27 protein-coding genes are annotated in these 26,874 nt (G+C 69.1%); 16 read left to right on the top strand and 11 right to left on the bottom strand.

Annotated features, from left to right (window positions below; translation table 11 throughout):
* Positions 1-173 precede the first annotated feature (173 nt).
* Positions 174-632, top strand: a complete 459-nt coding sequence (locus AC1DW3_RS05250; RefSeq protein WP_477929269.1) for a phage tail protein — start codon at positions 174-176, stop codon at positions 630-632.
* Position 633: 1 nt separating this feature from the next.
* Here AC1DW3_RS05250 and AC1DW3_RS05245 read toward each other — a convergent pair whose 3' ends face one another.
* On the bottom strand, positions 634-1,923 hold the full coding sequence (locus tag AC1DW3_RS05245; protein WP_477929267.1) for an MFS transporter: 1,290 nt from the start codon (positions 1,921-1,923) through the stop codon (positions 634-636).
* 93 nt (positions 1,924-2,016) lie between these two features.
* Between AC1DW3_RS05245 and AC1DW3_RS05240 the strand changes: the two genes are divergently transcribed.
* The 3 genes from AC1DW3_RS05240 to AC1DW3_RS05230 all read left to right on the top strand — a co-directional run bounded on the left by AC1DW3_RS05240 (position 2,017) and on the right by AC1DW3_RS05230 (position 4,818).
* Complete coding sequence (locus tag AC1DW3_RS05240; RefSeq protein ID WP_477929265.1) at positions 2,017-2,589, top strand: TetR/AcrR family transcriptional regulator; 573 nt, start codon at positions 2,017-2,019, stop codon at positions 2,587-2,589.
* A gap of 83 nt (positions 2,590-2,672) precedes the next feature.
* Positions 2,673-3,095 (top strand): thioredoxin TrxC, encoded by a 423-nt coding sequence (gene trxC / locus AC1DW3_RS05235; protein ID WP_477929263.1) that lies wholly within the window; start codon positions 2,673-2,675, stop codon positions 3,093-3,095.
* 172 nt (positions 3,096-3,267) lie between these two features.
* Positions 3,268-4,818, top strand: a complete 1,551-nt coding sequence (locus AC1DW3_RS05230) for a PEP-CTERM sorting domain-containing protein (RefSeq protein WP_477929261.1) — start codon at positions 3,268-3,270, stop codon at positions 4,816-4,818.
* 51 nt (positions 4,819-4,869) lie between these two features.
* On the opposite strand, the gene AC1DW3_RS05225 is transcribed toward AC1DW3_RS05230, so the two are convergent.
* The 4 genes from AC1DW3_RS05225 to AC1DW3_RS05210 form a co-directional block, all read right to left on the bottom strand.
* Positions 4,870-5,937: an alpha/beta hydrolase family protein gene (locus AC1DW3_RS05225; RefSeq protein WP_477929259.1), complete on the bottom strand. Its 1,068-nt coding sequence runs from the start codon at positions 5,935-5,937 to the stop codon at positions 4,870-4,872.
* Between the two features lie 94 nt (positions 5,938-6,031).
* Positions 6,032-7,078 (bottom strand): AraC family transcriptional regulator, encoded by a 1,047-nt coding sequence (locus AC1DW3_RS05220; protein ID WP_477929257.1) that lies wholly within the window; start codon positions 7,076-7,078, stop codon positions 6,032-6,034.
* On the bottom strand, positions 7,065-7,847 hold the full coding sequence (locus tag AC1DW3_RS05215) for a ZIP family metal transporter (protein ID WP_477929255.1): 783 nt from the start codon (positions 7,845-7,847) through the stop codon (positions 7,065-7,067). Before AC1DW3_RS05215 ends, AC1DW3_RS05220 begins: the two co-directional genes overlap by 14 nt.
* 69 nt (positions 7,848-7,916) lie before the next feature.
* Positions 7,917-8,780, bottom strand: a complete 864-nt coding sequence (locus tag AC1DW3_RS05210) for a dienelactone hydrolase family protein (RefSeq protein ID WP_477929253.1) — start codon at positions 8,778-8,780, stop codon at positions 7,917-7,919.
* Positions 8,781-8,840: 60 nt separating this feature from the next.
* On the opposite strand from AC1DW3_RS05210, the gene AC1DW3_RS05205 reads away from it, so the two are divergent.
* Entirely contained in the window at positions 8,841-10,334 is a 1,494-nt protein-coding gene (locus tag AC1DW3_RS05205; RefSeq protein WP_477929251.1) for a Ppx/GppA phosphatase family protein, read from the top strand.
* A 112-nt stretch (positions 10,335-10,446) separates the two neighbouring features.
* Positions 10,447-10,851, top strand: coding sequence for a GFA family protein (locus tag AC1DW3_RS05200; RefSeq protein WP_477929249.1), 405 nt, complete (start codon positions 10,447-10,449; stop codon positions 10,849-10,851).
* Between the two features lie 143 nt (positions 10,852-10,994).
* Here the strand turns inward: AC1DW3_RS05200 and AC1DW3_RS05195 are convergent, their stop codons facing one another.
* On the bottom strand, positions 10,995-11,456 hold the full coding sequence (locus AC1DW3_RS05195) for a SixA phosphatase family protein (RefSeq protein WP_477929247.1): 462 nt from the start codon (positions 11,454-11,456) through the stop codon (positions 10,995-10,997).
* 82 nt (positions 11,457-11,538) lie between these two features.
* On the bottom strand, positions 11,539-13,590 hold the full coding sequence (ppk1, locus tag AC1DW3_RS05190; RefSeq protein WP_477929246.1) for a polyphosphate kinase 1: 2,052 nt from the start codon (positions 13,588-13,590) through the stop codon (positions 11,539-11,541).
* Positions 13,591-13,653: 63 nt separating this feature from the next.
* Here ppk1 and AC1DW3_RS05185 point away from each other — a divergent pair, with 63 nt between their 5' ends.
* The 7 genes from AC1DW3_RS05185 (at position 13,654) to AC1DW3_RS05155 (ending at position 20,463) form a co-directional block, all read left to right on the top strand.
* Positions 13,654-14,529, top strand: a complete 876-nt coding sequence (locus tag AC1DW3_RS05185; RefSeq protein WP_477929245.1) for a hypothetical protein — start codon at positions 13,654-13,656, stop codon at positions 14,527-14,529.
* The gene (gene recJ / locus AC1DW3_RS05180) at positions 14,526-16,253 is read left to right on the top strand and encodes a single-stranded-DNA-specific exonuclease RecJ (protein ID WP_477929243.1); all 1,728 of its coding nucleotides are present in this window, start codon (positions 14,526-14,528) and stop codon (positions 16,251-16,253) included. The genes AC1DW3_RS05185 and recJ overlap by 4 nt, the downstream gene beginning before the upstream one ends.
* Before the next feature lie 98 nt (positions 16,254-16,351).
* Positions 16,352-17,911, top strand: coding sequence for a methyl-accepting chemotaxis protein (locus tag AC1DW3_RS05175; RefSeq protein ID WP_477929241.1), 1,560 nt, complete (start codon positions 16,352-16,354; stop codon positions 17,909-17,911).
* A 29-nt stretch (positions 17,912-17,940) separates the two neighbouring features.
* The gene (locus AC1DW3_RS05170; RefSeq protein ID WP_477929239.1) at positions 17,941-18,804 is read left to right on the top strand and encodes a 3',5'-nucleoside bisphosphate phosphatase; all 864 of its coding nucleotides are present in this window, start codon (positions 17,941-17,943) and stop codon (positions 18,802-18,804) included.
* On the top strand, positions 18,804-19,439 hold the full coding sequence (locus AC1DW3_RS05165; RefSeq protein WP_477929237.1) for an L-threonylcarbamoyladenylate synthase: 636 nt from the start codon (positions 18,804-18,806) through the stop codon (positions 19,437-19,439). Before AC1DW3_RS05170 ends, AC1DW3_RS05165 begins: the two co-directional genes overlap by 1 nt.
* A gap of 174 nt (positions 19,440-19,613) precedes the next feature.
* A complete protein-coding gene (locus AC1DW3_RS05160; protein ID WP_477929235.1) occupies positions 19,614-19,895 on the top strand; it encodes a hypothetical protein in 282 nt (93 codons plus the stop codon).
* A 343-nt stretch (positions 19,896-20,238) separates the two neighbouring features.
* Positions 20,239-20,463 (top strand): hypothetical protein, encoded by a 225-nt coding sequence (locus tag AC1DW3_RS05155; RefSeq protein WP_477929234.1) that lies wholly within the window; start codon positions 20,239-20,241, stop codon positions 20,461-20,463.
* A 96-nt stretch (positions 20,464-20,559) separates the two neighbouring features.
* Here AC1DW3_RS05155 and AC1DW3_RS05150 read toward each other — a convergent pair whose 3' ends face one another.
* Together AC1DW3_RS05150 and ppk2 are read right to left on the bottom strand one after the other, a co-directional pair.
* Complete coding sequence (locus AC1DW3_RS05150; RefSeq protein ID WP_477929232.1) at positions 20,560-20,904, bottom strand: glutaredoxin family protein; 345 nt, start codon at positions 20,902-20,904, stop codon at positions 20,560-20,562.
* A 61-nt stretch (positions 20,905-20,965) separates the two neighbouring features.
* Complete coding sequence (gene ppk2, locus AC1DW3_RS05145; protein WP_477929230.1) at positions 20,966-21,871, bottom strand: polyphosphate kinase 2; 906 nt, start codon at positions 21,869-21,871, stop codon at positions 20,966-20,968.
* 128 nt (positions 21,872-21,999) lie between these two features.
* Here ppk2 and AC1DW3_RS05140 point away from each other — a divergent pair, with 128 nt between their 5' ends.
* Genes AC1DW3_RS05140 through AC1DW3_RS05130 form a run of 3 tightly spaced genes read left to right on the top strand, consistent with a single transcriptional unit; the run spans position 22,000 to position 25,726 of the window.
* On the top strand, positions 22,000-22,380 hold the full coding sequence (locus tag AC1DW3_RS05140; RefSeq protein ID WP_477929228.1) for a BlaI/MecI/CopY family transcriptional regulator: 381 nt from the start codon (positions 22,000-22,002) through the stop codon (positions 22,378-22,380).
* Positions 22,373-23,656: a M56 family metallopeptidase gene (locus AC1DW3_RS05135; protein WP_477929226.1), complete on the top strand. Its 1,284-nt coding sequence runs from the start codon at positions 22,373-22,375 to the stop codon at positions 23,654-23,656. Before AC1DW3_RS05140 ends, AC1DW3_RS05135 begins: the two co-directional genes overlap by 8 nt.
* A 51-nt stretch (positions 23,657-23,707) precedes the next feature.
* On the top strand, positions 23,708-25,726 hold the full coding sequence (locus AC1DW3_RS05130; RefSeq protein WP_477929224.1) for a DEAD/DEAH box helicase: 2,019 nt from the start codon (positions 23,708-23,710) through the stop codon (positions 25,724-25,726).
* On the opposite strand, the gene AC1DW3_RS05125 is transcribed toward AC1DW3_RS05130, so the two are convergent.
* Positions 25,723-26,082, bottom strand: a complete 360-nt coding sequence (locus tag AC1DW3_RS05125; RefSeq protein ID WP_477929222.1) for a RidA family protein — start codon at positions 26,080-26,082, stop codon at positions 25,723-25,725. The genes AC1DW3_RS05130 and AC1DW3_RS05125 overlap by 4 nt on opposite strands.
* Positions 26,079-26,759 (bottom strand): glycerol-3-phosphate 1-O-acyltransferase PlsY, encoded by a 681-nt coding sequence (gene plsY / locus AC1DW3_RS05120; RefSeq protein WP_477929220.1) that lies wholly within the window; start codon positions 26,757-26,759, stop codon positions 26,079-26,081. The genes AC1DW3_RS05125 and plsY overlap by 4 nt, the downstream gene beginning before the upstream one ends.
* Positions 26,760-26,874: the final 115 nt, after the last annotated feature.

Genomic DNA, 26,874 nt, shown 5'->3' with positions numbered 1-26,874 from the left:
CAGTGCAGGTATCAGCCTCGTTCCCTGGAGCGGCAGCCGCGTTTCAATTGTTCTTGCCGCGCTTGGACGGGGAGAGATCCTCAACCAAGCCTTACCCCGAAGTCTGTGGCGCCTGCCGGCCCGCAGTGACACAGGCCTAACATGGCACGGCTCTGACCTCGGAGAACACTGCCATGGCTGACGATGGATCCTCGCAAGGCGCGAACGCCTGGCCGATGCCGAAATTCTTCTTCCGGGTCCAGTGGGGCTCGCAGGCGCTGTCCTTCCAGGAGGTCAGCGGCCTGGACATCGAGGCCCAGGCCATCGAGTACCGGCATGGCGACAGCAAGCAGTTCTCGACCGTCAAGATGCCGGGGCTGACGAAGTTCGGCAACGTGACGATGAAGAAGGGCATCTTCAAGAACGACCCAGGCTACCTGAGTTGGTTGGACAAGCTCCGCGCCGGCACCGCTCAACGCGGGGTGGTCACGATCAGCCTGCTGGATGAGTCCGGCAGTCCGACCATGGTGTGGACGCTCACCAACGCCTGGCCCACCAAGATCACTGGCACCGATCTGAAGTCCGACGGCAACGAGGTCGCCGTCGAGTCCATCGAGGTGGCCCATGAAGGCATGAGCGTGGTCGCCGCCTAGCTCAGGAGGCCGTCGCCGCAACCACTCGCACCGGCGCCGAGCGCACGCCCATCACCGCCACCGCCGCGATGAGGCAAGCCCCGCCCGCCACGAACAGCGCCGGCGAGTAGGACAGGGTCACCGAACGCGCGAACCCGGCGCCGAAGGCTGCCGTGGCGGCGCCGAGCTGGTGGAAGGCGAACACCCAGCCGAACACCAGCCCCGCACGCGCCGGGCCGAAGACCTGGGCGGCGAGCTTGACCGTCGGCGGCACCGTGGCAATCCAGTCCAGGCCGTAGAACACCGCGAAGGTCGAGAGACCCGCGACCGTGAAGTCCGAGTACGGCAGCCAGAACAGCGACAGGCCGCGCAGGCCGTAGTACCAGAACAGCAGCTTGCGGTTGTCGAAACGGTCCGACAGCCAACCCGACAGCGTGGTGCCGACGAGGTCGAACACGCCCATCATGGCCAGCACCGACGCCGCCGGCACCGGCCCCAGGCCGCGGTCGCTGCACAGCGAAATGAAGTGGGTCTGCACCAGGCCGTTGGTGCTCAGGCCGCAGATGAAGAAACTGCCCGCCAGCACCCAGAAGGCGGGCACGCGCGCGGCGCTGGCCAGGGTCTCGAAGGGCAGCTTCCAGGTGGGCTTGGGCGCATTCGCGGCCACAGGCGTGTCCGCCGTGGCGCCATAGGGCGGCAAGCCCAGGTCGGACGGCGAGTTGCGCACCAGGAGCATCACCAGCGTGGCCACGACGCCGGTGGCGACGACGACAGGCCACAGCGCCGAGCGCCAGCCATGGTTCTCGATCAGCCAGGTGGCCAGCGGCAGGAAGACGAGCTGGCCGGTCGCGCTGCTGCCCGCGAGCAGGCCCATGACCAGGCCCTTGCGCTCGACGAACCAGCGGTTCACGACGGTGGCGCCCAGCACCATGGCCGTCATGCCTGTGCCCAGGCCCAGCACCACGCCCCACAGCACGAAGGCCTGCGTCAGGCTGTGCATGAACATGCCCAGCAGCAGCGTGCCGCCGATGGTCAACGAGGCCAGCGCGACGACGTGGCGCACACCGAAGCGCATCAGCACCACGGCCGCGAACGGTCCCAGCAGCCCGAAGAGGGCAAAGCGCGTCGCGAACACTGACGACAGCTCCGTCGTGCTCCAACCGAACTCCTTGGTCAGCGGCTGCAGCAGCGCGCCCGGCAGGCCGAGCGCCGCCGACGTGATCAGCATGGCCAAAAAGGTCAGGGCGGCAACGACCCAGGCGTAATGGATGCCGCGGCGCTGCAGCAACTGGGCAAGACGGGGAGCGAGCATCAGTTCACCTTTTGATTGCGAGTGATTTCATTAAAGCAATGATATCAACCATAATCAAAACCCCACAAGCACCTCTTCCCTTCAGGTGATTTGATGAAAGTGACCAAGGAACAGTCCGAACTGAACCGCCAGGCGCTGCTGGATGCGGCGGCGCGGCTGTTCAAGCAGCACGGCATCGACGGCGTGGGTGTGGCCGACATCTGCAAGGCCGCCGGCCTCACGCATGGCGCGCTGTACAAGCACTTCACCGACAAGCAGGACCTGGCGGCCCAGGCCTTCGCCCACAGCTTCCGCAAGGGTTTCGACAAGACGACCAAGGCCGACAGCGGCAAGACACCGACGCTGGCCACCTACCTCGACCAATACCTGAGCCGCCGCGTGCGCGACGACCAGGCGGCCGGCTGCCCGGTCGTCACGTCCGCCTGCGACACCGGCCGCCAGAGCGAGGCCGTGAGCCAGAGCTACACGGCCGGTTTCCTGGAACTGCGCGAGGGCCTGCAGGCCGTGCTGGACCCAGAAGGAAAAGACCCCGCCAAGGCCACGCTGGCCGTGGCCGCCCTCATCGGCGCCATGGCCATCTCGCGCGGCGTCGCCAAGACCGACGCGGCCCTGGCCAACGAGGTGCTGAAGCAGGTGCGCCAGCAGATCGAACAGCTGGCGGATTGAAAACATGCTGTCGGGCCCGACCTACGTCCGCATGCGGCGCCGCGCACGGCGCCGTCCCGCGACCCTTGCACTAAATTCCATTCATGATCCTCGTCTGCCCCCAATGCGGCACCCGCAACCGCGTGCCGGATGAGCGCCTCGCCGACGGCCCAACCTGCGGGCATTGCGGCGGCCCCGTCGCACCGCGCAAGCCCGTCGCTCTCGGCGATGCTGACCTCAGCGCCTATCTGCAAGGCACCGAGGCGCCGGTCCTCGTCGACTTCTGGGCGGCCTGGTGCGGCCCCTGCCGCTCGTATGCACCGCACTTCGAGCAGCTCGCCGCCAGCCGGCCGGACATCCGCTTTGTCAAGGTGGACAGCGATGCGGCCCAACACAGCAGCGCCAGCCTGCAGATCCGCAGCATTCCGACGACGGTGCTGTTCGTCGGTGGGCGTGAGGTCGCGCGGCAGAGTGGTGCGATGACGGCGGCGCAGCTTGGAGCTTGGGTGAACGGCGCGTTGCGCTGACCGACTCCGGTGTGTTGGCTGGTCCTGGGGCCAACTGGTTCGCCGTTCCCCGTCCTCGCTTGTATGCGCTCACCCCCGCGATCAGGTGATTCGGTCCTGCAGTGATCAGGGCGGAATGCAACTCCTGCTGGCTATATTTCGCGGACTTCTAAAAGTAGCAGGGAGAGGGGTCATGGGCGCGAACAAGAGTCTCAATAAATTCCGGTCGCCGGTCACGACTGCTGTCGCGGCATTGCTGCTCAGTGGCGCCGCGCAAGCTGATACCGTGAGCTGGCTTGGTAGCAATGGCTCCTGGCAGGACGCGTGGCATTGGACCAACTTCGGGCGCCCCGGTGCCAATGACGACGTTTCGCTGGCCTGGCCCTATGCCATGGGCGCGACCGCCTATCTGTCGAAAGGGTACTCGTCCTCCTACGGACCAGCGCAGATCGGCAGCTTGACGATTGGCGCCAGCAACCGCGTCCAGATCTGGGCCGAAACACTGCAGGTCAGCGGAGCCATCGTCAACGACGGCGAACTGTTGCTGGACACCAGCAACGGCGTCCCCAGTTCCCTGAAGATCGGGACAGACACGACGCTGGCCGGCACGGGCACGCTCACACTCAAATACGGCGGCTTGCTGGACCTCAATGCACGGACGCTGACGATAGGCAGCGCACAGACGGTCCACGGCACGGGCGGCGACATCGGCAACGGCAACCTCATCAACCAAGGCCACCTGATGGCCGATGGCGTCCTGAGCTTCTATCCCGGCGCCGGCTCGGTCGACAACAGCGCGGGCAGGATCAGCGTCGGCGCCCAGGGCATTCTTTCGGCCAACCAGGCCAGCTTCACGGGCGGCCGGATCACCACCGCAAGCGGCGGAGCCATCTACGGCTCGGGGGGAGCTGCCAGCGCGACCTTCTCGAAGCTGACTTTCGAAGGCGACGCGAGGTTCGGCGGCGCCATGACGCTTGTCGATGCGGCTAACAAGGGAACGCTTTCTATCAACGGCACTGCCGCAGTCACCTCGGTAAAGGGTGCACTCGTCAACGACGGCAGTATTTACGTAGAGAAGACGCTTGCCATCCAGGGCGACACGAGGCTCACGGGCAGCGGTACGGTATGGCTAAGGCGAGACAGCGGCCCGTTCCAGACGTTCATCGGATTTCTCGACGTAGCTGCGAACAGCACGCTCACGATCGACAGCACCCAGACCGTGCGCGGTGCCGGGCGCATCCGCGGCTCCGCCAACAGCCGCATCGTCAATCAAGGCTCTCTCATTGCCGAAGGCGGAACGCTGTCGCTGTTCGCAGGGGATGGCATCTTGGACAACAGCGCAGGGCACATCACCGTCGCGCACGATGCCGTGATCGGTAGCAACGGAACCCTGATCCTGGGCGACGCCTCGACGCTCGCCTTCGACGTAGGCAGCAGCGCCGCCGACCATGGCGCGCTGTACATCATGTCCAGCGCGCCGCAGGCTCTGGACGGCACCCTCCGGCTCAACATCGGCTACGGCGCCAAGGTCGGCGACAGCTTCACGCTGCTGTCTTACATCGGCGGCGAGACGGGTACCTTCGACCAGGTCATTGCCACGGGCTACACCCTCACCACGAGCTACAGCGCCAGCGACATGACCGTGACCATCTCCGGGATCACCGCGGTGCCAGAGCCGGCAAGCTGGCTGCTGGCCGGCGCGGGATTGGTCGTGGTTGGGCGCCGCGTGCGCAAGCAAGCCTGACACGGAGTGCAATCGCTGGAGACCAACGAGCAGGACGGCTGAACAGCAGTGCTAGCTCTGCGGGCTGGCGCGTGCCGCTGAATTGGCGCCTATCAGATGCATGCGAAAGAAGTCCACCGTGGCGCTCACCCACAGCGCCGTCGCTGCCGCCCGGTCAAAGCCCGGTGGGTCGCACAGCAGGTCGCATTCCAACCGGCCAAGATTGCTGGCCGGCGGGGACGGGGCGAGCAGCGCGCCATGACCGGCGCCGGGTAGCGCGGCGACGAGCTTGCAGCTCTGGCAGGCCGCCAGCAAGGGGTCGCTGTGGAAACGCGGCAGCAGCCAGCGGTCGCCGTCGGCGGTGATGAGGCCCAGCGGCACGCGGGGCCGGGCCAAGGTGGCGAGGTCGAAGTCGGCAGCGGCCGGCACGGCAGCGACGATGGCGGCAATGCGCGGGTCGGCGTGGGTCTGGGGCGCGGCGTCGCCGCGGAACTTCCAGTCGAGCACGTGGCGGGCCACCCAGAGCTTGAGGCCGTCCAGCGAGCCACCGGTCAGGCGGGTGGCCAGGCCGACGCAGCTGTAGAAGTCTTCCGCCAGGTCTTTCTCGCAATGCGCCCGGAAACGCTCGGGCGACCAGGCACCACCCGCCAGGCTCAGCATGGTGTGCCCGCCGGCCGACATGCCGAAGCCGCCGACGCGGTCCAGCTTCAGGTGGGCAAAGCGTGGGTCGGCGGCGACGCGGTCGATGGCGTGGCTGATCTCGGCGGGGCGCTGCTTCCAGCTCTCGGGGCCCGGGCGGCCGGGGTCGGTCCAGTTGTCGCCGCGGTGCAGGGGCAGCACGACGGTGAAGCCGGCCTCGACCAGGGCCTTGGCCAGCGTCGTGTGCACCCAGGGCCCACCGCCCGAGCCGTGGGAGATGGCGATGAGGCGGCGGTTGCCTTCAGCGGGCGCGGCGCCCGGCGCCAGCATCAGTTGCAGGTCGCCACGCGTCTCGGGCCGGCCGGCGGCGGCGGTGGGATAGAACAGCGTGACGGTGCCGCCCGCGTCGTCGGCGGGCAAGGTCAGCGTGCCGACCGTGGCGGCGTGGGCGGCGGCAGCGGCGCTCAAGGCCAGGCTGGCGAGCAGGGTTCTGAAGAACATCGAGGGCTCCTCGGGTTGAGAAGCCCACAGGCTCGACCGCGGCGGCCGTGGCGTCTGGCCGAAACCTCGGCTTTGCAGGTTTCGGCGCTGGTTTTCAGGAATCGGCCAGCTGTTTCTGCCGGAATTCCGTCGGTGTGAGGCCGGTGTCGGCCTTGAAGGCACGGTTGAAGGGCCCGATGGAACCGAAGCCCACGTCCAGCGCGATGCTCAGCACCGGCAGGCCGCGCTCGGCCGGGTCGGCCAGGCGGCGCTTGGCCTCAGCCAGGCGCAGGCCGTTCACATAGGCGTTGAAGTTGCGATGCCCCAGGCCCTGGTTGATGACGCGGCGCAGCCGGTATTCCGGCGTGCCCAGTTGCCCGGCCAGGCCGGCCAGGCTCAGGCCCTCCTGCGCATAGCCGCGGCGCTCGGCCATCAGCCTGGCGAGTTCGGCGGCCACGGCCTGGTCCTGCGGGTCGTCGGCGGGTGGCGCGGGCGCCGGCATCGGCGCGGCGGGCTCGCCCCACAGGCCATGGGCGCGCGGCGCGAGCAGCTGGCCGGCGATGACGGCGGTCAGCGTCAGCAGCATGGCGACATCGACCAGGGCCGCGCCGTGGCTGAGGCTGCCGTCCGCCGAGCTGACGCGCAGGGCCACCAGCACCAGGGCATAGAGGGCGCCGCCGCCCACGACGACGCCACGCAGCCGGCGCCGCGCTTCGATGAGGTCCACCCGCCAGGGCCCGACGACGGCGGCCAGGCCCAGCAGCGCGAAGACGACGGGGATGGCCCGCATCACCACCCAGCCCGGCCCCCAGGCGGCCCACTGGCAGAGGGCGGCACCGAACAGCACGACGGCCGCCCACAGCCCGCCATGCCAGGCGCGCAGCTTGAAGCCGTCCTCGAAGACGGCGCGCGCGAACAGCCAGAACACCACGGCCGAGCCCAGCGAGATGCCGATGCCGGGCGCCTGGGGCTGGCAGCGCAGTTCATGCTCGACCCAGGGCGAGGCCGACAGCGTCTGCACGATGAGGGAAGCCGACAGCGCGATGCCGATTCGCACCAGCTCGGCATGCCGGGCATGGCGCCAGTGCGGCAGCAGCGCGGCGATGACGAGGGCCAGCAGCGCGATCAGCGCGCCGCGCAGCCCCGCGTCAATGAGTGCCATGCAGCAGCTGGGACACCGCGAAGGCCACGCCCAGACCCACGCCCAGCCACGCGACCTGGGCAAAGGTCTCGCGCCAGGCCAGGCGCTGCTGCAGCTGGGGCAGCAGGTCGGCCACCGAGATGTAGATGAAGCTGCTGGAGGCCAGCACCAGCAGATAGGGCAGCACGCCCTCGAAGCCGCCAATCAGGAAGTAGCCCAGCACGCCGCCCACCACCGCCGCCATGCCCGAGATGGCGTTGAACAGCAGCGCCTTGCCGCGGCTGAAGCCAGCGTTCAGCAGCACGATGTAGTCGCCCACCTCCTGCGGAATCTCGTGGGCCACGATGGCCAGGGCGGTCGCGAAACCCAGGCGCGTGTCGGCCAGGAAGGCGGCCGCGATGATGGCGCCGTCGCAGAAGTTGTGGATGCTGTCGCCCACCAGCACGGTCAGCCCGCCGCGCCCGGCCTGCTCGGCGTCGAAGTGGTGATGGTGGTGGTGGCCGTCGCCCTCGTGGTGGTGCACATGGCGGTAGAGCTCCACCTTCTCCAGCAGCCAGAAGAACAGCAGGCCGCCCAGCAGCACGGCGAACAGCGTCTGGGGCTGGGCGGTGTGGCTTTCGAAGGCCTCGGGCAGCACGTTCAGCAGCGAGGTGCCCAGCAGAATGCCGGCCGACAGGCTGACGAGGCTCTTCACGAGGCGGGTCAGCACGCCGACGGTCAGGCTCGCGGCGACGAGCACCGACAGCAGGCCGCCCGCGAAGGTGGCGAGCACGATGTAGATCAGGGTCATGGATGGCAGCAAAAGCAACGGGCCACAGCCATGGACTGCGGCCCGAAGGCGGTCAGCGTAGCAGAGGCGTCAAGCCACACCGTTTTTGCGGAACCAGGCCAGGGCCCGCGCCCAGGCATCGTCGGCCGCGGCCTTGCGGTAGCTGGGGCGGTAGTCGGCATAGAAGCCATGCGGCGTGTCGGGGTAGACGACGAACTCGCATCGGGTGTTGCCGGCGGCCTTCAGCGCGGCTTCCAGCTGGGCCAGCGTGTCGACCGGGATGCCGCCGTCCGCCGCGCCATACAGCGCCAGCACCGGCGCCTTGATGCTGGCGGCGCGTTCAATGACGGTCTTGTCGCCGGCGTGGTAGTTGCGCGCCACCGGGCCGTACCAGGCGGCGGCCGCCGTCAGCTTGGGGTTGTGGGCGGCATAGGACCAGGTGGTGCGCCCGCCCCAGCAAAAACCCGTGATGGCCAGCCTGGCCGTGTCGCCACCATTCGCCGCGGCCCAGGCCACGGCGGCGTCGAGGTCGGCATTGACCTGGGCGTCGCCCGCCTTGGCCACGACCTCGTTGATGAGCTTGGGGATCTCGGTGTAGGCGCCGGCATTGCCGTGGCGCGCGAACAGCTCGGGCGCGATGGCCAGATAGCCCTGCTTGGCAAGGCGCCGGCAGACGTCGGCGATGTGCTCGTGCACACCGAAGATCTCGCAGGCCACCAGCACGACGGGCAGGTTCTTCTTGCCCGCGGGTGCAGCGCGGTAGGCCGGCATCTGGAAGTCGCCCATGGGGATGGTCACGGGGCCGGCCTCCAGGCCCGCGGCGTCGGTCGTGACCGTCTGCGCCGTCACGGGCAGCACGGCGGCCGCGAAGCCGCTGCCCACGGTCGTCTGCACAAAGCTGCGGCGGCTGAAGTCGCGGGACGGCGCGAGGCTGTCGATCTCGTCTTCCAACATGAGGCTCCTGGCTTGGGGGTTACGGAGGAGCGTCAAATTTTGCCCCGACAATCCCCCGCCATGACGACGCGCCCCGACCCAGCCGGCCAAATCTGGGCCTCCATCGACATCGGCTCCAACAGCTTCCGGTTGGAGCTGGCCCGGCTAGCCGGCGACCGCTACCAGCGTGTCAGCTACATCAAGGAGAGCGTGCGCCTGGGCGCCGGCCTCGACGCGCAAGGCATGCTGACCGAAGAGGCCATGCAGCGCGGCCTCACCTGCCTGAAGGGCTTTGGCGAGCAACTCGTCGGCATCCCGGCCGAGCGCATCCGCGCCGTCGCGACGCAGACGCTGCGCGAGGCCCGCAACCGCAACGCCTTCCTGGCCCGCGCGCAGGCCGTGCTCGGCCATCCCGTCGAGGTGATCGCCGGCCGTGAAGAGGCGCGCCTGATCTTTGCCGGCGTGGCGCGCCTGCAGCCGTCCAACAAGCCCCGCCTGGTCATCGACATCGGCGGTCGCTCCACCGAGATGATCCTGGGCAGCGGCCGCAAGCCGCTGCTGGCCGAGTCCTTCGGCGTCGGCAGTGTCGGCCTGTCGATGCGCTTCTTTGCGGATGGGCGCTACACGGCCGAGGCCTTCCGTGCTGCCCAGGTCGCCGCCGGTGCCGAGCTTGAAGAAGCGCTGACGCTGTTCCGCCCCGAGCTCTGGCAGGAGGCCCTCGGCTCCTCCGGCACGGTGGGCGCCGTGTCGCAGATCCTCGCGGCCTCGGGCCAGACCGATGGCCGCATCACGCCCGCGGCGCTGCGCTGGTGCATCGAGCAATGCCTGGCCGCCGGCTCGCAGGAAAAGCTGCAGATACCCGGCCTGAAGGACGACCGCCGCCCCGTCGTGGCTGGCGGCCTGTGCATCCTCTACACGCTGCTCAACCAGTTCGGCATCGCCGAGCTGCTGCCCACCAAGGGCGCACTGCGCCAGGGCGTCATCTTCGACCTGGTCGAACGCCTGCAGCCCAGCGGTGCGCGCGACCCGCGCGCCGACGCCGTCGCCGATCTGCAGGAGCGCTTCGCCGTCGACACCGCGCAGGCCGGGCGCGTGGCCAACCAGGCGGAGCAGCTCTACCACCAGCTGAGCGCCAAGCCCACACCCGAGTTGCTGCGCGAGCTGGTCTGGGCCACGGCCCTGCACGAGGTCGGCATGCTGATCTCCCATCACGACCACCACCGCCACAGCGCCTACGTCATCGGCCACGCCGACGCGGCCGGCTTCTCCACCAACCAGCTGCAGCGCCTGGCGGCCCTGGCCCTGGGCCAGCGCGGCGGCCTGCGCAAGCTCGAAGCCCAGCTGAGCGACGCCAGCCTGCTGGACCAGCTCATCGTGCTGCGCCTGGCCGTCATCCTCTGCCATGCGCGCACGCCGGTGGCCGTGGCGACGCCCAAGCTCGAGCGCGATGGCAAGAAGCTGACGCTGCGCTGCCCCACCGGCTGGTCGACCGAGCAGGCGCGCACGCGCTTCCTGCTGAAGGAAGAGGCCGAGGCCTGGGGACGGACCGGCGTGCTGGAGCTGGTGGTCGTCTGAACTTCGGCAAGCTTGGGATGTCGGAGCGTCACCCGGCCACGGACACTGCTGCCAAGGCCTGACAGCACCGTCGGTGAGCATGCGGGCCTGCACCACGACAGGAGATCCCGACATGCTCAAGACCTACACCGGCAGCTGCCATTGCAAGGCCGTCCGCTTCGAAGTCGACCTTGATCTGGCTGCCGGCACCGGCCGCTGCAACTGCTCCATCTGCTTCAAGACACGCAACTGGAGCGCCAGCGTCAAGCCCGACGCCTTCCGCCTGCTGGCCGGCGCGGATGCGCAGAGCGACTACCAGTTCGGCTCCAACAGCGTGCACAACCTGTTCTGCAAGACCTGCGGCGTGCGTTCCTACGGCCATGGCTACATCGAACAGGTCGGCGGCGCCTTCGTGTCGGTCAAGCTCAACTGCCTGGATGACGTGACGCCCGAGGAGTTGGTGGCCGCACCGGTGCAGTACTACGACGGCCTGCACAACAACTGGTGGAACAAGCCCGAAGAGACACGACACCTGTGAGCCCCTCGTCCAGCCCGGCCCCGCTGAACGCGAGCCGGTCTGGCCGGTCCCCCGAGGGGACAGCGATGCTCGCGGCATTGAGCCACGAGCACATCGCTCAAGGCGGGCCGGCTAGGGAGCGGCCCGGCGCTCGGCCCGCAAGACTAAAGCGCGTCAGGTCCTTGCACGGCGTGCAGCGTCACCTCGGGCTCGCCATCGCGCTGGCGCCAGCGCAGCCACCAGACGGCGCCCTTCTTGACGGCCCATTCCTGGTCGACGCCGGCCAGCAGCCTGGCAGCCAGCAGGCCCAGCGTCGGTTGGTGGCCGCAGATCAGCACGGGTTCGCTGGCCTTGGGCCAACGAGAGGCTTCGATGAGCGCCTCGACGGCGGCATCCGGTGCGATAGCCGGCACGATGCGCGCTTCACGCCCCAGCGCCTCGGCCGTCTGGCGGCAGCGCAGCGCCGGGCTGACCAGCACGCGTGTCGACGCCGCCAGCCGGTGGTTCAGCCAGGCCGCCATGCGCCGGGCCTGGCGCTCACCCTTGGGCGTCAGCGCGCGCTGCAAGTCGTCCTGGCCGGGGGCGATGACCTCGGCTTCGGCGTGGCGCCAGAGGATCAGGTCCATCAATGACCGCCCGGCCGCCCGAAGGGCATTGACGCCCCCTGGGGGGGCAGAGAGCGAAGCGAACGTGGGGGCTTCATTTCGTTCAGCCTTCGGAGTAACGCCGCATCAAGGCCTGCTGGGCGCTGATGCCGTGATCGCTGATGCGCACCGAGCGGCCGTCGGGGCCGAGCTGCCAGGCGTCCATGCTGTCGTGCAGATAGGGCTGCAGGGCCTCGTCGACGACGCGCTGGCGCAGCCTGGCGTCCTGCACCGGCCAGGCCACCTCGATGCGACGGAACATATTGCGGCTCATCCAGTCGGCGCTGGACAGGAAGAGGGCTTCGCCCTCATCGGCATCGGCCCAGCGGAAATACAGCACCCGCGTGTGCTCCAGGAAGCGCCCGACGACGGAGCGCACGACGATGTTGTCGCTGACACCCGGCAACCCCGGCGGCAGCATGCAGGCCCCCCGCACGATGAGATCGACCTTGGCGCCGGCCTTGGCCGCGCGCAGCAGGCCGTGGATGAGCTCGGCATCGGTCAGCGCATTGATCTTCACGACGATGCGCGCGCCCTTGTAGCCGGCCAGGGCCGCGGCCTCCACCTGGGCCAGCAGCTCCAGCATGCGGCTGTGCATATTGAAGGGCGCCAGCAGCATGCGGCGCAGCGGCTTGAACTTGCCCAGAGAGGCGAGCTGGCGGAACACCGAGTCGGCATCGGCCGTCAGGTCGGCGTCGGCCGTCAGCAGGCCGAGGTCGGTGTACAGGCGCGCCGTCTTGGGGTTGTAGTTGCCGGTGGAGATGTGGGCATAGCGGCGCAGCTTGCCGTTCTCGCGCCGCGTGATCATCAGCAACTTGGCGTGGGTCTTGTAGCCAACGATGCCGTAGACGACCTGGGCGCCGACGGCCTCCAGCCGCTCGGCCCAGTTGATGTTGGCCTCCTCGTCGAAGCGCGCCTTCAGCTCGACGACGGCCATGACCTCCTTGCCACGCCGCGCGGCCTCGATGAGCAGGTCCATCAGCTCGGACTTGGCGCCGGTTCGGTAGATGGTCTGCTTGATGGCCAGCACGTCGGGGTCCAGCACCGCCTCGCGCAGCATCTGCACGACCGGCTCGAAGCTCTCGAAGGGATGGTGCAGCAGGACATCGCCCTTCTTCAGCTTCTCGAAGATGGACTTGTGGCGCGGCAGGCGGCCCGACGGCCAGGCCGGCTCGAAGGGCGTGAAGCGCAGGGCCGGCGCATCGGTCTGGTCGATGAGCTCGTTCAGGCGCACCAGGTTGACGGGGCCGTTGACGCGGTAGAGGGCCGCATTCGGCAGACCGAACTGCTCGAGCAGGAACTCCGACAACTCGGCCGGGCAGGTGTTGACGACCTCCAGCCGCACGGCGCGGCCGAAATGGCGCGTCGTCAGCCCCGAGCGCAGCGCATGGCGCAGGTTGGCGATCTCTTCCTCATCGACTTCCAGGTCGGAGTCGCGCGTGACGCGGAACTGCGAGAAGGCCTCGACCTTGCGGCCGGGGAAGAGCTCCTCGAGGTGGGCGCGAATGACGCTGGTCAGCAGCACGAAGGCCTGGCGGCCGTCGCTCAGGTTGGACGGCAGCTTGATGACGCGCGGCAGCACGCGCGGCACCTTGACGATGGCGATGCGGTTGTCGCGCCCGAAGGCGTCCTTGCCCGACAGCCGCGCGATGAAGTGCAGCGACTTGTTGGCCACCTGCGGGAAGGGGTGGGCCGGATCCAGACCCACGGGCACCAGCAGGGGCTTCACTTCACGCTCGAAATACTTGGCCACCCATTGGCGCTGCGGCGCGTCGCGATCGGCGTGGTTGAGGACGACGATGCGCTGCTTGCGCAACAGCGGCGTCAGCTGCTCGTTGAAGATCAGGTACTGCTCGTCGATCAGCGCATGGGCCGCGCGGCCCACCCGGTCGACGTCCTGGCCGGTCACGCTGCTGAGCGGATCGCGCGCTGCCTCCAGCATGTCGGCGAAGCGCACCTCGAAGAACTCATCCAGGTTGCTCGACACGATGCAGATATAGCGCAGCCGCTCCAGCAGCGGCACGTCTTCGCGTTGGGCCTGGGCGAGCACGCGCCGGTTGAACTCAAGGATGGCGGTTTCGCGGTTGATCAGCTTCAACGGGGTCGGGTCGGTCATGAAGAAAAGTGTATGAAGCTTGTGTGACAACGCGTTGAAAGGCCCCCGGGATAATCCCGTCCCATGCATCTGATGATCCCCCATGCCGGCGCGCTCGACGAGGCCGCGCGGCATGCCTTCTCCAGCCTGGCCCTGCCCAACCTGGCGGCCCAGCTGGGCCGGCTCAGCCCGGCCGACACCTGGGGCAGCGACGAATACGCGCCCCACCCCCCCAACCACCTGGCCCTGGCGGCCCTGCGTGGCCAGGCCGAACCCAGCGCGGCCGCCTGGGCCGTGGACGCGGGGGGCGAGCTCGCCTGGGCGCTGATGACGCCAGTGCATCTGGCCGTCGGAACGGATGGCGTCGACGTGCTGCCGCCGGCGGCGCTGCAGCTTTCGGAATCGGAGGCGGCCCGTTTCGTCGCCCTGCTGAAGGAACTCTGGCCCGAGTCCGAAGGCTGGCAATGGCGGCTGCTGGATTCGACACGCTGGGCCATCGGCCATGCCAGCCTGCTGGAGGGCCTGCAGGCCGCCAGCATCGAACGCGCAGCCGGCCGCTCCATCGAACCCTGGCTGCCGCAGAGCCGCGTGCTGCGCCGCTGGCAGAACGAGGCCCAGATGCTGATGCATGGCCATGCGCTGAACGAGGAGCGCGAGGCGCGCGGGGACTATGCGATCAACTCCGTCTGGATCAGCGACATCGGCCGCTCGAGCGGCCGGCCGGCCGACGTGACCGTCGACGCGCGCCTGACCGGGCCGCTGCTCAACGGTGACCTCGCTGCCTGGGCCGAGGCCTGGCAGCGCCTGGACGCCGGGCCGCTGGCCCAAGAGCTGGCCAGCCTGACGCTGTGCGGCGAACGCTTCGCGCGCCGCTTCACGGCCCAGCCGCTCTCGCTGGTCGAGAAGCTCAAGCGCCGGTTCAAGGCGCCCGACCTGGCTGCCGTCATGGAGGCGCTGTGAACTCGCCCCGCCTCATCGAACGCGATGTGCCACCGCGCACCGCCTGGGCGCTGGAGCAGGCCGGCGTCGCGCCGCTGCTGGCCCGCCTGCTGGCCTCCCGCGGCGTGCGTGAGGCCGCCGAGCTGGACGAGAGCCTGGCGCAGTTGCTGCCGCCCACCGACCTCAAAGGCCTGGCCGAAGCCGGTCGCCTGCTGGCCGATGCCATCCAGGGCGGCGAGCGCCTGGTCATCGTGGCCGACTACGACTGCGACGGCGCCACCGCCTGCGCCGTCATGCTGCGCGGCCTGCGTCTGCTGGGTGCGCGGCCCGAGCAGCTCGGCTATGTCGTGCCCGACCGCGCCGTGCATGGCTATGGCCTGACGCCCACCATCGTCGACCTGGCGCTGGCGCAGCGACCCACCCTCCTCGTCACCGTCGACAACGGCATCGCCAGCCTCGCCGGCGTGGCCCATGCCCGCGCGCATGGGCTGAAGGTGCTGGTCACCGACCACCACCTGCCAGCCCTGGTCGAGGGCGCCATCGTCGTCCCCGATGCCGATGCAATCGTCAACCCCAACCAGCCGGGCTGCACTTTCGCCAGCAAGTCGCTGGCCGGCGTCGGTGTCGCCTTCTACGTGCTGATGGGCCTGCGCGCCGAGCTGCGTTCGCGTGGTGCATTCACGGAAGTGCCGCGCCTGGACGGCCTGCTGGACCTGGTGGCCCTGGGCACCGTGGCCGACGTCGTCAAGCTCGACGCCAACAACCGCCGCCTTGTTGCCCAAGGGCTCAAGCGCATGCGCGCCGGCCGGGCACAGCCGGGCGTCATGGCCCTGTTCAGCGCGGCCAAGCGCGATGCGTCCAAGGCCCAGGGCTTCGACCTCGGCTTCGCTTTGGGCCCGCGCATCAACGCCGCCGGCCGCCTGGCCGACATGACGCTGGGCATCGAAACACTGACGACCGACGACCCGGAGCGAGCGCTCGAACTCGCCACCCAACTCGACGCCATCAACCGCGAGCGCCGCGAGATCGAAAGCGGCATGCGCGAGATGGCCGAGGCGCGGCTGGAGGCCCTGGTGGAGGCGCTGCAGGGCGCCCTGCCGCCGGCGGTGGCGCTGTTCGATGCCGACTTCCATGAAGGCGTCGTCGGCATCGTCGCCTCGCGCATCAAGGACCGCGTGCACCGCCCCACCTTCGTCTTCGCGCGTGGCGCCGATGGCCAGCTGAAGGGTTCGGGGCGCTCCATCCCGGGCTTCCATCTGCGCGACGCGCTGGACCTCGTCAGCAAACGCGAGCCCGAGCTGCTGGCCAAGTTCGGCGGCCATGCGATGGCGGCCGGCGCGACGCTGGCGATCGACGACGTGGCCCGCTTCGCGCTGGCCTTCGCGCGCGTCGCCGAGGAATGGCTGAACGAGCAGGACCTGACCCGCACGCTGCGCCACGACGGCATGCTGCCGGTGGAGGCCGCCACGGCCGAGACGGCGCGACTGCTGGACGCCCAGGTCTGGGGCCAGGGCTTCGAGGCGCCGGTGTTCTGCGACCGCTTCGAGCTGATCTCGCAGCGCCTGGTCGGCGAGAAGCATCTCAAGCTGCGCCTGCGCCGGGGCGGCCAGCTCATCGACGGCATCTGGTTCAACCGCGTCGACATGCTGCCCGAGCGCGTCACGCTGGCCTACCGGCTCAGCCTGGACGAATGGCAGGGCCAGCAGCGCGTGCAGTACGTCATCGAGGCTTGCGCCGAAGTCTGAGGCCCACCGCACCCTGCTGGCGGCCTGAGTTTTCCGCCTTTCGCCCGGGCCGCGTCTGCGGCATGCTGCACCTCACCAATTCAATGACGAGGTGGGACATGCTCAGACAGATGACGATCAAGCTGCGCCTGGCCGTGGCCTTCGGTGTGATGCTGCTGTTGATGCTGGTGCTGGGCCTGGGCGGGCGCTTCGCCACCGGGGCGATGTACGGCGCCTTCGAGCAGTTCAACGAGAACGTCGTCGGCTCGCTGCGCAGCGTGGACCAGCTGCGCGCCGGCCTGCTGACCGCGCGCCGCTACGAGAAGGACATGATCTTCGCCGCCATCGGCGTGGCCGACTTCAAGCGCGCCAGCACGCGCTGGGAGGAGTCCATGGCCGAGGCCGACAAGGGGCTCATGGACCTGGAGCAGCGCGTCAAGCGCGAGGAGGTACGCAAGAGCCTGGCCCAGGTGCGCCAGAACTTCGACGCCTACCGCGGCGCGATGAAGCCCGTCATGGAAAAACTGTCGCAGGGCGACATGGCGGGCGACCTGAAGGCGGCCTGGGACACGCCGCGTGACGCCAAGAAGCATGTCGACGAGGCCGAGAAGATTCTCGAAGGCGCCATTCAGCGCGTCGATGAGGCCGTGAAGGAGGCCCAGCAGAAGCTGGCCGGCGTCTACGCGACGATTTCCATGGTCATCTGGGCCGCCCTGGGGGCCGGCGCCCTGCTGGCCGTGCTGATCGGCTGGCGCATCACGCTGTCGGTGCTGGAGCCGGTGGAAGGCAGCATCCGCTTCGCAGCCGCCGTGGAAGGCGGCTCGCTGGACGAGGAACTGAGCACCGAGGGCCGCGACGAGCTGAGCCGGCTGTCCAGCAGCCTGGTGCAGATGCAGGCCGGCCTGCGCGGCATCGTGCTGCGCGTGCGCGAGGGCTCCGAATCCATCCAGCTCGCCGCGGCCGAAGTGGCCACCGGCAACCTCGACCTGTCCAGCCGCACCGAGCAGGCCGCGGCCAGCCTTCAGCAGACGGCTTCTTCCATGGAGCACCTGACCGAGAACGTGCGCCACAACGCCGACTCGGCCCGCCAGGCCAACCAGCTGGCGGCCAACGCGTCGGAAGTGGCGACGCGCGGCGGCAACGTGGTGGCCCAGGTCGTCACCACCATGGACGACATCAGCGCCAGCGCCAGGAAGATCGCCGACATCATCGGCACCATCGATGGCATTGCCTTCCAGACCAACATCCTGGCACTGAATGCCGCCGTGGAGGCGGCACGTGCCGGCGAGCAGGGTCGCGGCTTTGCCGTCGTGGCGGGTGAGGTGCGCCTGCTGGCCCAGCGCAGCGCCGAGGCGGCCAAGGAGATCAAGTCGCTGATCACCGCCTCCGTCGAGAAGACGGGTGCCGGCGCGGCCCTGGTGCAGCAGGCCGGCACGACGATGACCGAGATCGTCGCCTCGGTGCGGCGCGTGACCGACATCATGGGCGAGATCAGCGCGTCGACGACCGAGCAGAGCCAGAGCATCGGCGAGGTCGGCCAGGCCATCACCAACCTGGACCAGATGACCCAGCAGAATGCCGCCCTCGTCGAGGAAGGTGCCGCGGCCGCGGCCAGCCTCAAGGAACAGGCCGTGGGGTTGACACAGGCCATCAGCAGCTTCCGCGTGCGCTCGCGTTAGGGCTTTCATGCCCTTCCTACAATGGGGCCGTGAACCTCGACCCCACGCTCAACGCCGATCTGCACTGCCACTCGGTCGTCTCCGACGGCACACTGACCCCCGAGGCCCTGGCCGAACGCGCCAAGGCCGGTGGCGTGCAGCTCTGGTCACTGACCGACCATGACGAGATCGGCGGCCAGGCACGCGCCATCGCCGCGGCCCGTGCCAACGGCCTGGCCTATCTGACCGGCACCGAGATCTCGGTCAGCTTCGCCGGCCGCGTCGTGCACATCGTCGGCCTGGGCTTCGACCATGAAGCGCCCGAGATCATCGAAGGCCTGCGCGCCACGCGCGGTGGCCGCGAGGCCCGCGCCCGCGAGATGGCGGCCAGCCTGGCCCAGGTCGGCATCCACGGCGCCTTCGAGGGCGCGCTGAAATACGTCGGCAACCCCGACCTGATCTCGCGCACCCACTTCGCCCGCTTCCTCGTCGACGCCGGCCATTGCAACGACATCCCCGAGGTCTTCCGCCGCTTCCTGACCGAGGGCAAGCCCGGTTTCGTGCCGCACAAGTGGGCGTCGCTGAAGGACGCCGTCGGCTGGATCACGCGCGCCGGGGGCATCGCCGTCATCGCGCATCCGGGCCGCTATGGCTTCACGCCGACGGAAGAGTACGCATTGATCACCGAGTTCATGGCCCATGGCGGCCGTGGCATCGAGGTCGTCACCGGCAGCCACACGACGGCCGAGTTCGAGCAGTACGCCAACACCGCCCAGGAGTTCGGCCTGCTGGCCTCACGCGGCTCGGACTTCCACTGCCCGGAAGAAAGCCGCATCGACCTGGGCGCCCTGCCGGCGCTGCAGGGCCGGCTGACACCGGTCTGGTCGGCCCTCGAAAGCCGGATCCATCACTGATGGCCCAGCTCTTCGAAGTCCACCCCGACAACCCGCAGCCGCGCTTTCTGCGCCAGTGCGCGCAGATGCTGCAGGCCGGCGGCATTGGCGCCGTGCCGACGGACTCCAGCTACGCCTTCGTCTGCCACCTGAACGACAAGTCCGCCGCCGAGGCGCTGCGCCGGGTGCGCGGCGTGGACGACAAGCACCACCTGACGCTGCTGTGCCGCGACCTGTCGGCGCTGGCCACCTATGCAATGGTGGACAACCGCCAGTACCGGCTGCTGAAGCTGGCCACGCCGGGCGCCTACACCTTCATCCTGCCGGCCACCAAGGAAGTGCCGCGCCGCCTGTCCCACCCCAGCCGGCGCACCATCGGCCTGCGGGTGCCGGAGCACAAGGTCCTGCAGGAGCTGCTGGCCTTGTTCGGCGAGCCCCTGCTGTCGACGACGCTGATCCCGCCCGGCGACACCGAGCCAATGAACGATGCCGCCGACGTCTGCGAGCGGCTGGACCGTCAGCTGCAGTTCGTGCTGGACGCCGGCGCCTGCCCGGCCCAGCCGACGACGGTGCTGGACCTGAGCCAGGGTGACGAGCCGGTACTGGTGCGCCAGGGGCGAGGCGATCTGAGCCGGCTGGGCCTGCAGTTCGACTGAGGCGTCATGCCTCGCCGCTGGCGGGCCGGCGGCGGTTCATCCGCCGCGCTTGCAGTTCGTCCAGCCCCGCCGGCGCTTGATCGCAGGCGCCTGGAAGCGTCGCCATCCATTGCCGAAACTGACTCCATCGAACAAGCAATCAAGCAGTTCGAAACCCACCGAACGGAGTCCATCATGAGCCTGCAAACTGTCTTCACCGCCGCCGTCCTGGCCTTCTCTGCGGTCGCCGCCCAGGCCGCCACGCAAGAGGTCGTCAAGCTGGAGCGCGTCGTCATCACCGGCAAGGCCGTCCGCGAAGTCGCACAACTGCCGCGTGTCGTCGTGACCGGCTACGCCCAGCGCGCTGATTCTCAAGTCGTGGCCCAGTTGCCGCGCGTCGTCATCGTCGGCTACAGCGAAGCCACGCTGGCCCGCCAGACCCTGGCCGCCGCCAAGACCAGCGCCAAGCGCGGCTGAACCAGGCGTCGAATCGATATGCATCTGACGCCTTTTTGCACCACCGCCGAGTCGAGTCGCCAGCGCTGCTGAGCAGCGTTGCCGACTCGGCTCGGTCTTGCCGTTCTGCCGACCTCACGAAGCCGCCCACGGGCGGCTTCGCCATGCTATGGCCACAGGGACTGGTCCGTGCCCGTGGGCCTGGACACGCCGGGTTCACTGCAGTTTGTCAGCCGCGCCTGCAGTTCATCCACCGCCGCCGGCGCTTGATCGCAGGCCCCTGGAAGCGACGCCATCCATTGCCGAAACTGACTCCATCGACAAGCAATCACGCTTCTCGAACCCCAAGCAAACGGAGTCCATCATGAGCCTGCAAACCACCCTCTTCGCCGCCGCCCTGGCCCTGTCCGCCGTCGCCGCCCAGGCCGCCCCGCAAGCCACCGTCAAGCTCGAACGTGTCGTCGTCACCGGCAAGGCCACCCGCGAAGTCGCGCAACTGCCGCGCGTCGTCATCGTCGGCTACAGCCAAGCCACCGCCCTGGCCCGCCAGACGCTGGCCGCTGCCAAGAGCAATGTGAAGCGCGGCTGAAGCAGGCGTCGAATCGATATGCATCTGACGCCTTTTTGCACCACCGCCGAGCCGAGTCGCCAGCGCTGCTGAGCAGCGTTGCCGACTCGGTTCGGTCTATTTCAGGATGTCGAGCAGGCGCGCACGGTCAAAGCCGATGACCGGCTGGCCGCGAACGAGCAAGGTCGGCGTCCCCAGGCCGCCCAAGGCCTGGTAGTCCGCCAGGCATTGCGCGTCGCGCTCGATCAGGCATTCCTCGAAGGGAATGCCTTCCTGCTTCATCCAGCGCCTTGCGGCCAGGCAATACGGGCAGGTCTCGGACGAGATCATGCGGATGTCGCCCGGCTTCACGCGCTGCACCAGCAGCGCGCCGTCCTGATCGGCCACGTGGCCGCGCCAGGCGGCCGACGCCAGCCAGGCCAGGCCGGCAACCACGAGCAATGACATCGGAGGCCACTTCATGCCCCGATGCTAGGACGCTCTCAGAAAGGTTTCACCGGTTCGGCCGTAAGACGGTCGCGACTCAATAGACCTCGGGCACGAGGATGTCGTCGGGCACCGGGTGGCGGATGTAGTCCTCGCGGCGCTCGCGCGCGGGCAGCTCGATGTCGGCGTGCGGCACTTCCTGGTAGGGCATCTGGCCCAGCAGGTGGCTGATGCAGTTCAGCCGCGCACGCTTCTTGTCGTCGGCCTTGACGACCCACCACGGCGACTCCGGCGTGTGGGTGCGCTCCAGCATCACCTCCTTGGCCCGGGTGTACTCCTCCCAGCGGCGGCGCGACTCCAGGTCCATGGGGCTGAGCTTCCACTGCTTGAGCGGGTCATGGATGCGGCCCAGGAAGCGCACGCGCTGCTCGTCGTCGCTGATCGAGAACCAGTACTTGATGAGCTGGATGCCCGAACGCTGCAGCATGCGTTCGAACTCGGGCGCGGAGCGAAAGAACTCCTCGTACTGGTCGTCGGTGCAGAAGCCCATGACGCGCTCGACGCCGGCGCGGTTGTACCAACTGCGGTCGAACAGCACGATCTCACCGGCCGCCGGCAGGTGCGACACATAGCGCTGGAAATACCACTGGGTGCGCTCGCGGTCGTTGGGCGCCGGCAGCGCGGCGACGCGGCAGACGCGCGGGTTCAGCCGCTGCGTGATGCGCTTGATGACGCCGCCCTTGCCCGCCGCGTCGCGGCCCTCGAACAGGATGACGACCTTGTGGCCGGTGTGCTGCACCCAGTCCTGCAGCTTGACGAGCTCGCTCTGCAGGCGGAACAGCTCGCGGAAATAGCGCTTGCGCTCGGTCGAGGCGTCGGCGGGCGCATCGCTGGGCATGGCGCCGTAGTCGCGGTCCTCCAGTTCGAGCTCCAGCTCCTCGTCGAAATCGTCCTGCAGGTCCCGGTGAATGCGCTTCACCAGTTCGTCATCGATGTGGCTCACAAGGGCTCCCAGCCGCGACAGCGGCTCCGGCCGCCAGCCTAGGCAGCGGACATGGCGAGGGTGTGACACCGGGGCTTGACGAACGCGATTACACGCGTAATCATTCGCCATCGTTTACGCACGTAATCATGAACAAGCCGCCCCCACCCATCAGCGACGCCGAGGCCCAGGTCATGCGCCAACTCTGGCAGCGGTCTCCGCAGGCAGCCGACGAGATCGCCGCGGCCCTCGGCCCCCAGCAAGGCTGGGCCATGGCGACGGTCAAGACGCTGCTGAACCGCCTGCTGAAGAAGGGCGCCGTGACTGCGGAGCGCGATGGCCGGCGCTTTCTGTACGCACCCGCCATTCCTGAGGACGCCTGGGTGGCCGACACCGGCCTGTCGCTGATCGACCGACTGTTCGGTGGGCGCCTGGCGCCGCTGGTGGCGCAGTTCGCGTCGGAGCGCAAGCTGAACGCGGACGACATCGCGGCGCTGAGAGCGCTGCTGAAGGAGCAGGATCATGGCTGAGGCACTGCTCACCGGCCTGCTGCTGCAGGCATTGCTGCTGAGCCTGGCCGTCACGCTGCTGTGGGCCCTGCGTCCGCTGCTGAAGCGGCTGGGCGCCAGCGCCGTCTACGCGGCCTGGCTGCTCGTGCCGGCCCTGCTGCTGACGCCCGCCCTGCCGCGCCCGCAGCAGGAACCGCTGACCCTGATGTTGAAGGCGACGGTCGCAACCCCGCTCGTTGCCCTGCCCGCGCTGCCGACGCCGCCAGCCACGCAAAAGCCGCTCTGGTTGCTGCTGTGGCTGGGCGGCAGCGCCGTCTTCATCGCCCTCCAGGCCCGCCGCCAGTGGCGGCTCGCCCGCCTGGGCAAGCAGTTGCCGGCGGGCAGCAGTCCGGCACTCGTCGGCCTGCTGCGCCCGCAGGTCGCGCTGCCGGTGGACTTCGAGCAGCGCTTTTCGCCCGCCGAGCAGCAGCTCATCCTGGCCCACGAGCAGGTGCACCGCGAGCGCCTGGACAACCTCTGGAACCTGCTGGCCTGCGCGCTGACGGCCCTGCACTGGTGGAACCCGCTGGCCTGGTGGGCGCTGGCCCGGCTGCGGGTCGACCAGGAGCTGTCCTGCGACGCCACCGTGCTGCGTGCCCGGCCCCAGGCCCGCGCGGACTACACCCAAGCCCTGCTGGCCGCTCATGGCCTGAAGGCGACTGCCGCCCCACTCGCCAGCCGCTGGGGCTCTGTTCATCCCCTGGTTGAAAGGATCGCGATGCTGAACCACCCACACCCACCCAAACGCCGTCACCTGCTCATGCTGGGCATCGCGATGCTGGCCACCGCAGGCGCCAGCTACGCGCTGCAGGCTGCCAAGGCCGAGCCTGCCGTGGCGGAAGGCTTTCTGCAGCTGCGCTTCGACATCCGGCTCAGCATCGACGGCAAGGAGATTGCGCATCCCCGGCTGCACACTTTCCCGGCGAAGTCAGCCTCCATCCTCTTCAACGAGCCGAATGCACCGCGGCTGTGGAGTCTGGCGCTGAATGGCCGCTTCACCGACTCGCAGCATGTGATGGTCGAGACCGAACTGGGCATGAACGATGACGAACCGGCCATCCTGGCCTGGCGCTGGGCCAAGGGCCAGTCGACACCGCCACCGGTGCGCCAACTGGCCGCACCTCGACTGCTGATCCAGGACGGCAGCAGCGGCCGCGTCGAAACGACCACGCCGGACGGCCAACACCGCCTGACGATGGAGATCCAGGTCAGCTCGTTCCGCAGTGCGACGCCGGATTACAGCAACCCCAAGTTCTGAGACGCACCGCGAGGCCTTTACAGTCGCGCCCTCCCGACCCTTGCCTGAGACATGAGCCTTGCCGACGTGCGCGCGGCGCTGGATGCCGAGCTGTCGGCCACGCCCGAGTATTACGACTTCAAGGTGCTGAGGAGCGAGCGCGAGGGCGCGCTGTGGCGCGTGACGCTGGAGGCCGGCTATGTGTTTGCCGAGGGACAGCGCCCCGGAAGCGCGTCGGCGCAGGCACTGCTGGACGACAGCCTGGACGGCGCCAGCGCCTGGTGGGGTGCGCCGGTCAAGGGCGGCGCCAGCGTGCTGGCCGTCGTCGCCGAGGACGATCAACTGGTGCTGCAGAACGCCAGCAGCGCGCCGCCGCCGGCGGCCAGCCTGATCCGCCTCTACCCAACCCGATTCCTGAATGCCGTGGCCGACGCCTGGTGGGACACGTCCTGGGCCGAGCGCGCCCTGGCCTGCCTGCCCGATCTGAGCCAGCCGCAAACCGTCGATGCGATCCCGGCATTGACCGGTGCGCCCTTTCGCTGGCTGCGCAAGGCCCAGCGCGAGGCCCTCGCCCTGGTCGGCCATAGCAGCGCCTTCCTGTGGGGGCCACCGGGCACGGGCAAGACGACGACCCTCGGCGTGCTGCTGGCCGAGTACCTGGACAGCCGGCCGGCGGCGCGTGTGCTGCTGCTGTCGACCACCAACCACGCCGTCGACCTCGCAACGCTGGCCGTCGACAAAGCCTTGCAGAAGGGCCGCCGCGAGCATTGCCGCCCGCTGGTGCAACGCCTGGGCACGCGCTTCGACGCAGCAGCCTATGCGGGGCGCGAGCACCTCATCCCGACCGACGACGCGGACCTGATCGCTCGCCTGGCCCGCGCCGAAAGCGCGCGCCCATCCGCACGCGACGCCGTCGTCCTGAAGGCCTGGGCCGACCGTGTCGCAGCCCTGCGCGACGAGTTGCGTGCGGCCTCGCTGAAGGTGCTGAAGCGCTGCCGCCTGGCGGCGATGACCACGACACGGGCCGCCTTCACGCTGAAGTCGCTGCGTGAGCTGAGCGCCGGTGGAGAACCGCCCTTCGACCTGGTCGTGTTTGACGAGGCCAGTCAGGTCAGCCTCGCCCATGCGCTGGCACTGATGCCCCTGGGCCGCGCGCGGCTGTTTGCCGGCGACCCCCAACAGCTGTCGCCCGTGCTGCGCAGTGAAGACCGCGGCGCGCGCCGCTGGCTGGGCCGCTCAGCATTTGCCGGGATGCCGCGCGCAGGAGCCTCGGTCGCCCTGTTGGACGAGCAATCACGCATGGCGGCGCCGATCGGCGACCTGGTCAGCCAGCTTTTCTACGACGGCGCGTTGCGCGTGGCCGCCGACACCTCGGCCGATTGGCAGGCGGCACGCTGCCGCGTGCTGGGCGACATCGGGCCCGACGAGCATGTCCACCTGCGACGCATCCAGCGCGACGGCGGCTGGTCCGCGCACGAGCGCGGGCCGGTGCGGCGCGAGTCGGCAGAGGCCATCGCCGAACTCATCGTCAACGCTTTGAGCAGCGGCTCATGGCAGCCCGAGGAGCTGATCGTGTTGACGCCCTTCCGCGCCCAGCGGGCACTGATCCGGCAAGCCTTGCGGGCGCGCGGCCTGCCCGAATCGCTGCGGGTCAGCACGGTGCACCGCGCCCAGGGCAGCGAGGCACCGGTCGTGTTGTTCGATCCGGCCGATGGCGCCCAGCCCTTTCTGCAGGGCGAGGAGGCGCAGCGCCTGCTCAACGTCGCGCTGAGCCGCGCCCAGGCCAAGCTGGTGGTGTTCGTGTCAGCCGCCGATGCGGCCAGCCCGTTCCTCGCGCCGCTGGTTCAGAAACTGCGGCTGGCGGCCGACGATCGCGCCGCCCAGCCCTTGATCGAGCTGGCGCGTCTACCGGGCTTCCCGGCCAACGCCGTCGGCCGGCGCGTCACGGCGGGCCGGCACAGCGGCGAAGTGGCGCGCATCAGCGCCGACGGCAGCCAGTTCTGGTTGATCAACGCGAACACCGGCCTGCAGCAGGTGTTCGACGCCGAGTTCTGGCGCCAACGGGCCAGGGAGGGTGCCCGGGGCGCTTAGACCGCAGCGGTGACGACGATCTCGACCTTCCACTCCGGCCGCGCCAGGCCGGCGATGACGGTGGCGCGCGGCGGCGTGTGGCCGGCCGACACCCAGGCATCCCAGGCGGCGTTCATGCCGGGGAAATCGGCGCGGTCGGCGAGGTAGATCTGGGCGCGCAGGATGCGGCTCTTGTCGGTACCGGCGCGCTGCAGCAGCTTGTCGATGGCGGCCAGCACCTGGGCCGTCTGGCCGGTGATGTCGGCGCTGGCGTCCTCGGGCACCTGGCCGGCCAGGTAGGCGACGCCGTTGTACACGGCCATCTCGGACAGGCGGGCGCCGATGTCGAAGCGTTCAACGGGGGTGGAGGCAGTCATGGTTTCTTCCGGGCGGTTTTCGATCGGGGGGCTTTGGCGGGTGCTGCGGCGGCGCCAGCCTTTGCCCCAAGCTTGCTCTCGGTGCCGGCCAGCAGCTTCTTGATGTTGGCCGAGTGGCGCCACACCAGCAGCAAGCCCATGATGATCAGGGCCAACGCGATGGGGCCGGCTTCCCAAATGAGCAACTGATACATCGGCGCGAAGGCGGCCGACACGATGGCGGCCAGGGACGAGTAGCGGCTGAACCAGGCAATGATGAGCCAGGTCGCCAGCGTTGCAACCCCCAGCAGCGGGTTGAAGGCAAAGATGACGCCGGCTGCGGTGGCCACGCCCTTGCCGCCCTGGAAGCGGAAGAACACCGGCCACAGATGGCCCAGGAAAGCGGCCAGGCCGACCAGTGCGGCCGTGCCCTCACCCAGGCCGTGGCGCGGCCCCCAGATCACGACGGCCAGCACCGGCAGGTAGCCCTTGAGGGCGTCGAACACCAGCGTCAGGATGGCCGCGGCCTTGTTGYCCGAGCGCAGCACATTGGTGGCGCCGGGGTTGCCCGAGCCATAGGAGCGTGGGTCCGACAGGCCCATGGCGCGGCTGACGATGACGGCGAAAGACAGCGAGCCGATCAGGTAGGCGGCCACGGCGGCGAGCAGTGGGAAGAGAGTCTCTTGCATGGCCGTCATTGTGCTTTGGCGGCGCTCGGCGTTCGCCAGCCACGACCCGGTAAGTACCCCAATCAAAAAATGAAAAGGCCCCGCATGGCGGGGCCTTGGCCGACGGGCGTCGATGGGGCCGACG

The organism is Roseateles sp. P2_H4 (assembly GCF_056403315.1).
Note: the sequence above shows the minus strand (reverse complement) of the source record. Positions and strands in the feature narration are given on the sequence as shown.

Bases quoted from the DNA above. Each gene is read 5' to 3' on its own strand.
- AC1DW3_RS05250 (WP_477929269.1), top strand. From the start codon at position 174: ATGGCTGACGATGGATCCTCGCAAGGCGCGAACGCCTGGCCGATGCCG.
- AC1DW3_RS05245 (WP_477929267.1), bottom strand. From the start codon at position 1,923: ATGCTCGCTCCCCGTCTTGCCCAGTTGCTGCAGCGCCGCGGCATCCAT.
- AC1DW3_RS05240 (WP_477929265.1), top strand. From the start codon at position 2,017: ATGAAAGTGACCAAGGAACAGTCCGAACTGAACCGCCAGGCGCTGCTG.
- trxC (WP_477929263.1), top strand. From the start codon at position 2,673: ATGATCCTCGTCTGCCCCCAATGCGGCACCCGCAACCGCGTGCCGGAT.
- AC1DW3_RS05230 (WP_477929261.1), top strand. From the start codon at position 3,268: ATGGGCGCGAACAAGAGTCTCAATAAATTCCGGTCGCCGGTCACGACT.
- AC1DW3_RS05225 (WP_477929259.1), bottom strand. From the start codon at position 5,937: ATGTTCTTCAGAACCCTGCTCGCCAGCCTGGCCTTGAGCGCCGCTGCC.
- AC1DW3_RS05220 (WP_477929257.1), bottom strand. From the start codon at position 7,078: ATGGCACTCATTGACGCGGGGCTGCGCGGCGCGCTGATCGCGCTGCTG.
- AC1DW3_RS05215 (WP_477929255.1), bottom strand. From the start codon at position 7,847: ATGACCCTGATCTACATCGTGCTCGCCACCTTCGCGGGCGGCCTGCTG.
- AC1DW3_RS05210 (WP_477929253.1), bottom strand. From the start codon at position 8,780: ATGTTGGAAGACGAGATCGACAGCCTCGCGCCGTCCCGCGACTTCAGC.
- AC1DW3_RS05205 (WP_477929251.1), top strand. From the start codon at position 8,841: ATGACGACGCGCCCCGACCCAGCCGGCCAAATCTGGGCCTCCATCGAC.
- AC1DW3_RS05200 (WP_477929249.1), top strand. From the start codon at position 10,447: ATGCTCAAGACCTACACCGGCAGCTGCCATTGCAAGGCCGTCCGCTTC.
- AC1DW3_RS05195 (WP_477929247.1), bottom strand. From the start codon at position 11,456: ATGGACCTGATCCTCTGGCGCCACGCCGAAGCCGAGGTCATCGCCCCC.
- ppk1 (WP_477929246.1), bottom strand. From the start codon at position 13,590: ATGACCGACCCGACCCCGTTGAAGCTGATCAACCGCGAAACCGCCATC.
- AC1DW3_RS05185 (WP_477929245.1), top strand. From the start codon at position 13,654: ATGCATCTGATGATCCCCCATGCCGGCGCGCTCGACGAGGCCGCGCGG.
- AC1DW3_RS05175 (WP_477929241.1), top strand. From the start codon at position 16,352: ATGCTCAGACAGATGACGATCAAGCTGCGCCTGGCCGTGGCCTTCGGT.
- AC1DW3_RS05165 (WP_477929237.1), top strand. From the start codon at position 18,804: ATGGCCCAGCTCTTCGAAGTCCACCCCGACAACCCGCAGCCGCGCTTT.
- AC1DW3_RS05160 (WP_477929235.1), top strand. From the start codon at position 19,614: ATGAGCCTGCAAACTGTCTTCACCGCCGCCGTCCTGGCCTTCTCTGCG.
- AC1DW3_RS05155 (WP_477929234.1), top strand. From the start codon at position 20,239: ATGAGCCTGCAAACCACCCTCTTCGCCGCCGCCCTGGCCCTGTCCGCC.
- AC1DW3_RS05150 (WP_477929232.1), bottom strand. From the start codon at position 20,904: ATGAAGTGGCCTCCGATGTCATTGCTCGTGGTTGCCGGCCTGGCCTGG.
- AC1DW3_RS05140 (WP_477929228.1), top strand. From the start codon at position 22,000: ATGAACAAGCCGCCCCCACCCATCAGCGACGCCGAGGCCCAGGTCATG.
- AC1DW3_RS05135 (WP_477929226.1), top strand. From the start codon at position 22,373: ATGGCTGAGGCACTGCTCACCGGCCTGCTGCTGCAGGCATTGCTGCTG.
- AC1DW3_RS05130 (WP_477929224.1), top strand. From the start codon at position 23,708: ATGAGCCTTGCCGACGTGCGCGCGGCGCTGGATGCCGAGCTGTCGGCC.
- AC1DW3_RS05125 (WP_477929222.1), bottom strand. From the start codon at position 26,082: ATGACTGCCTCCACCCCCGTTGAACGCTTCGACATCGGCGCCCGCCTG.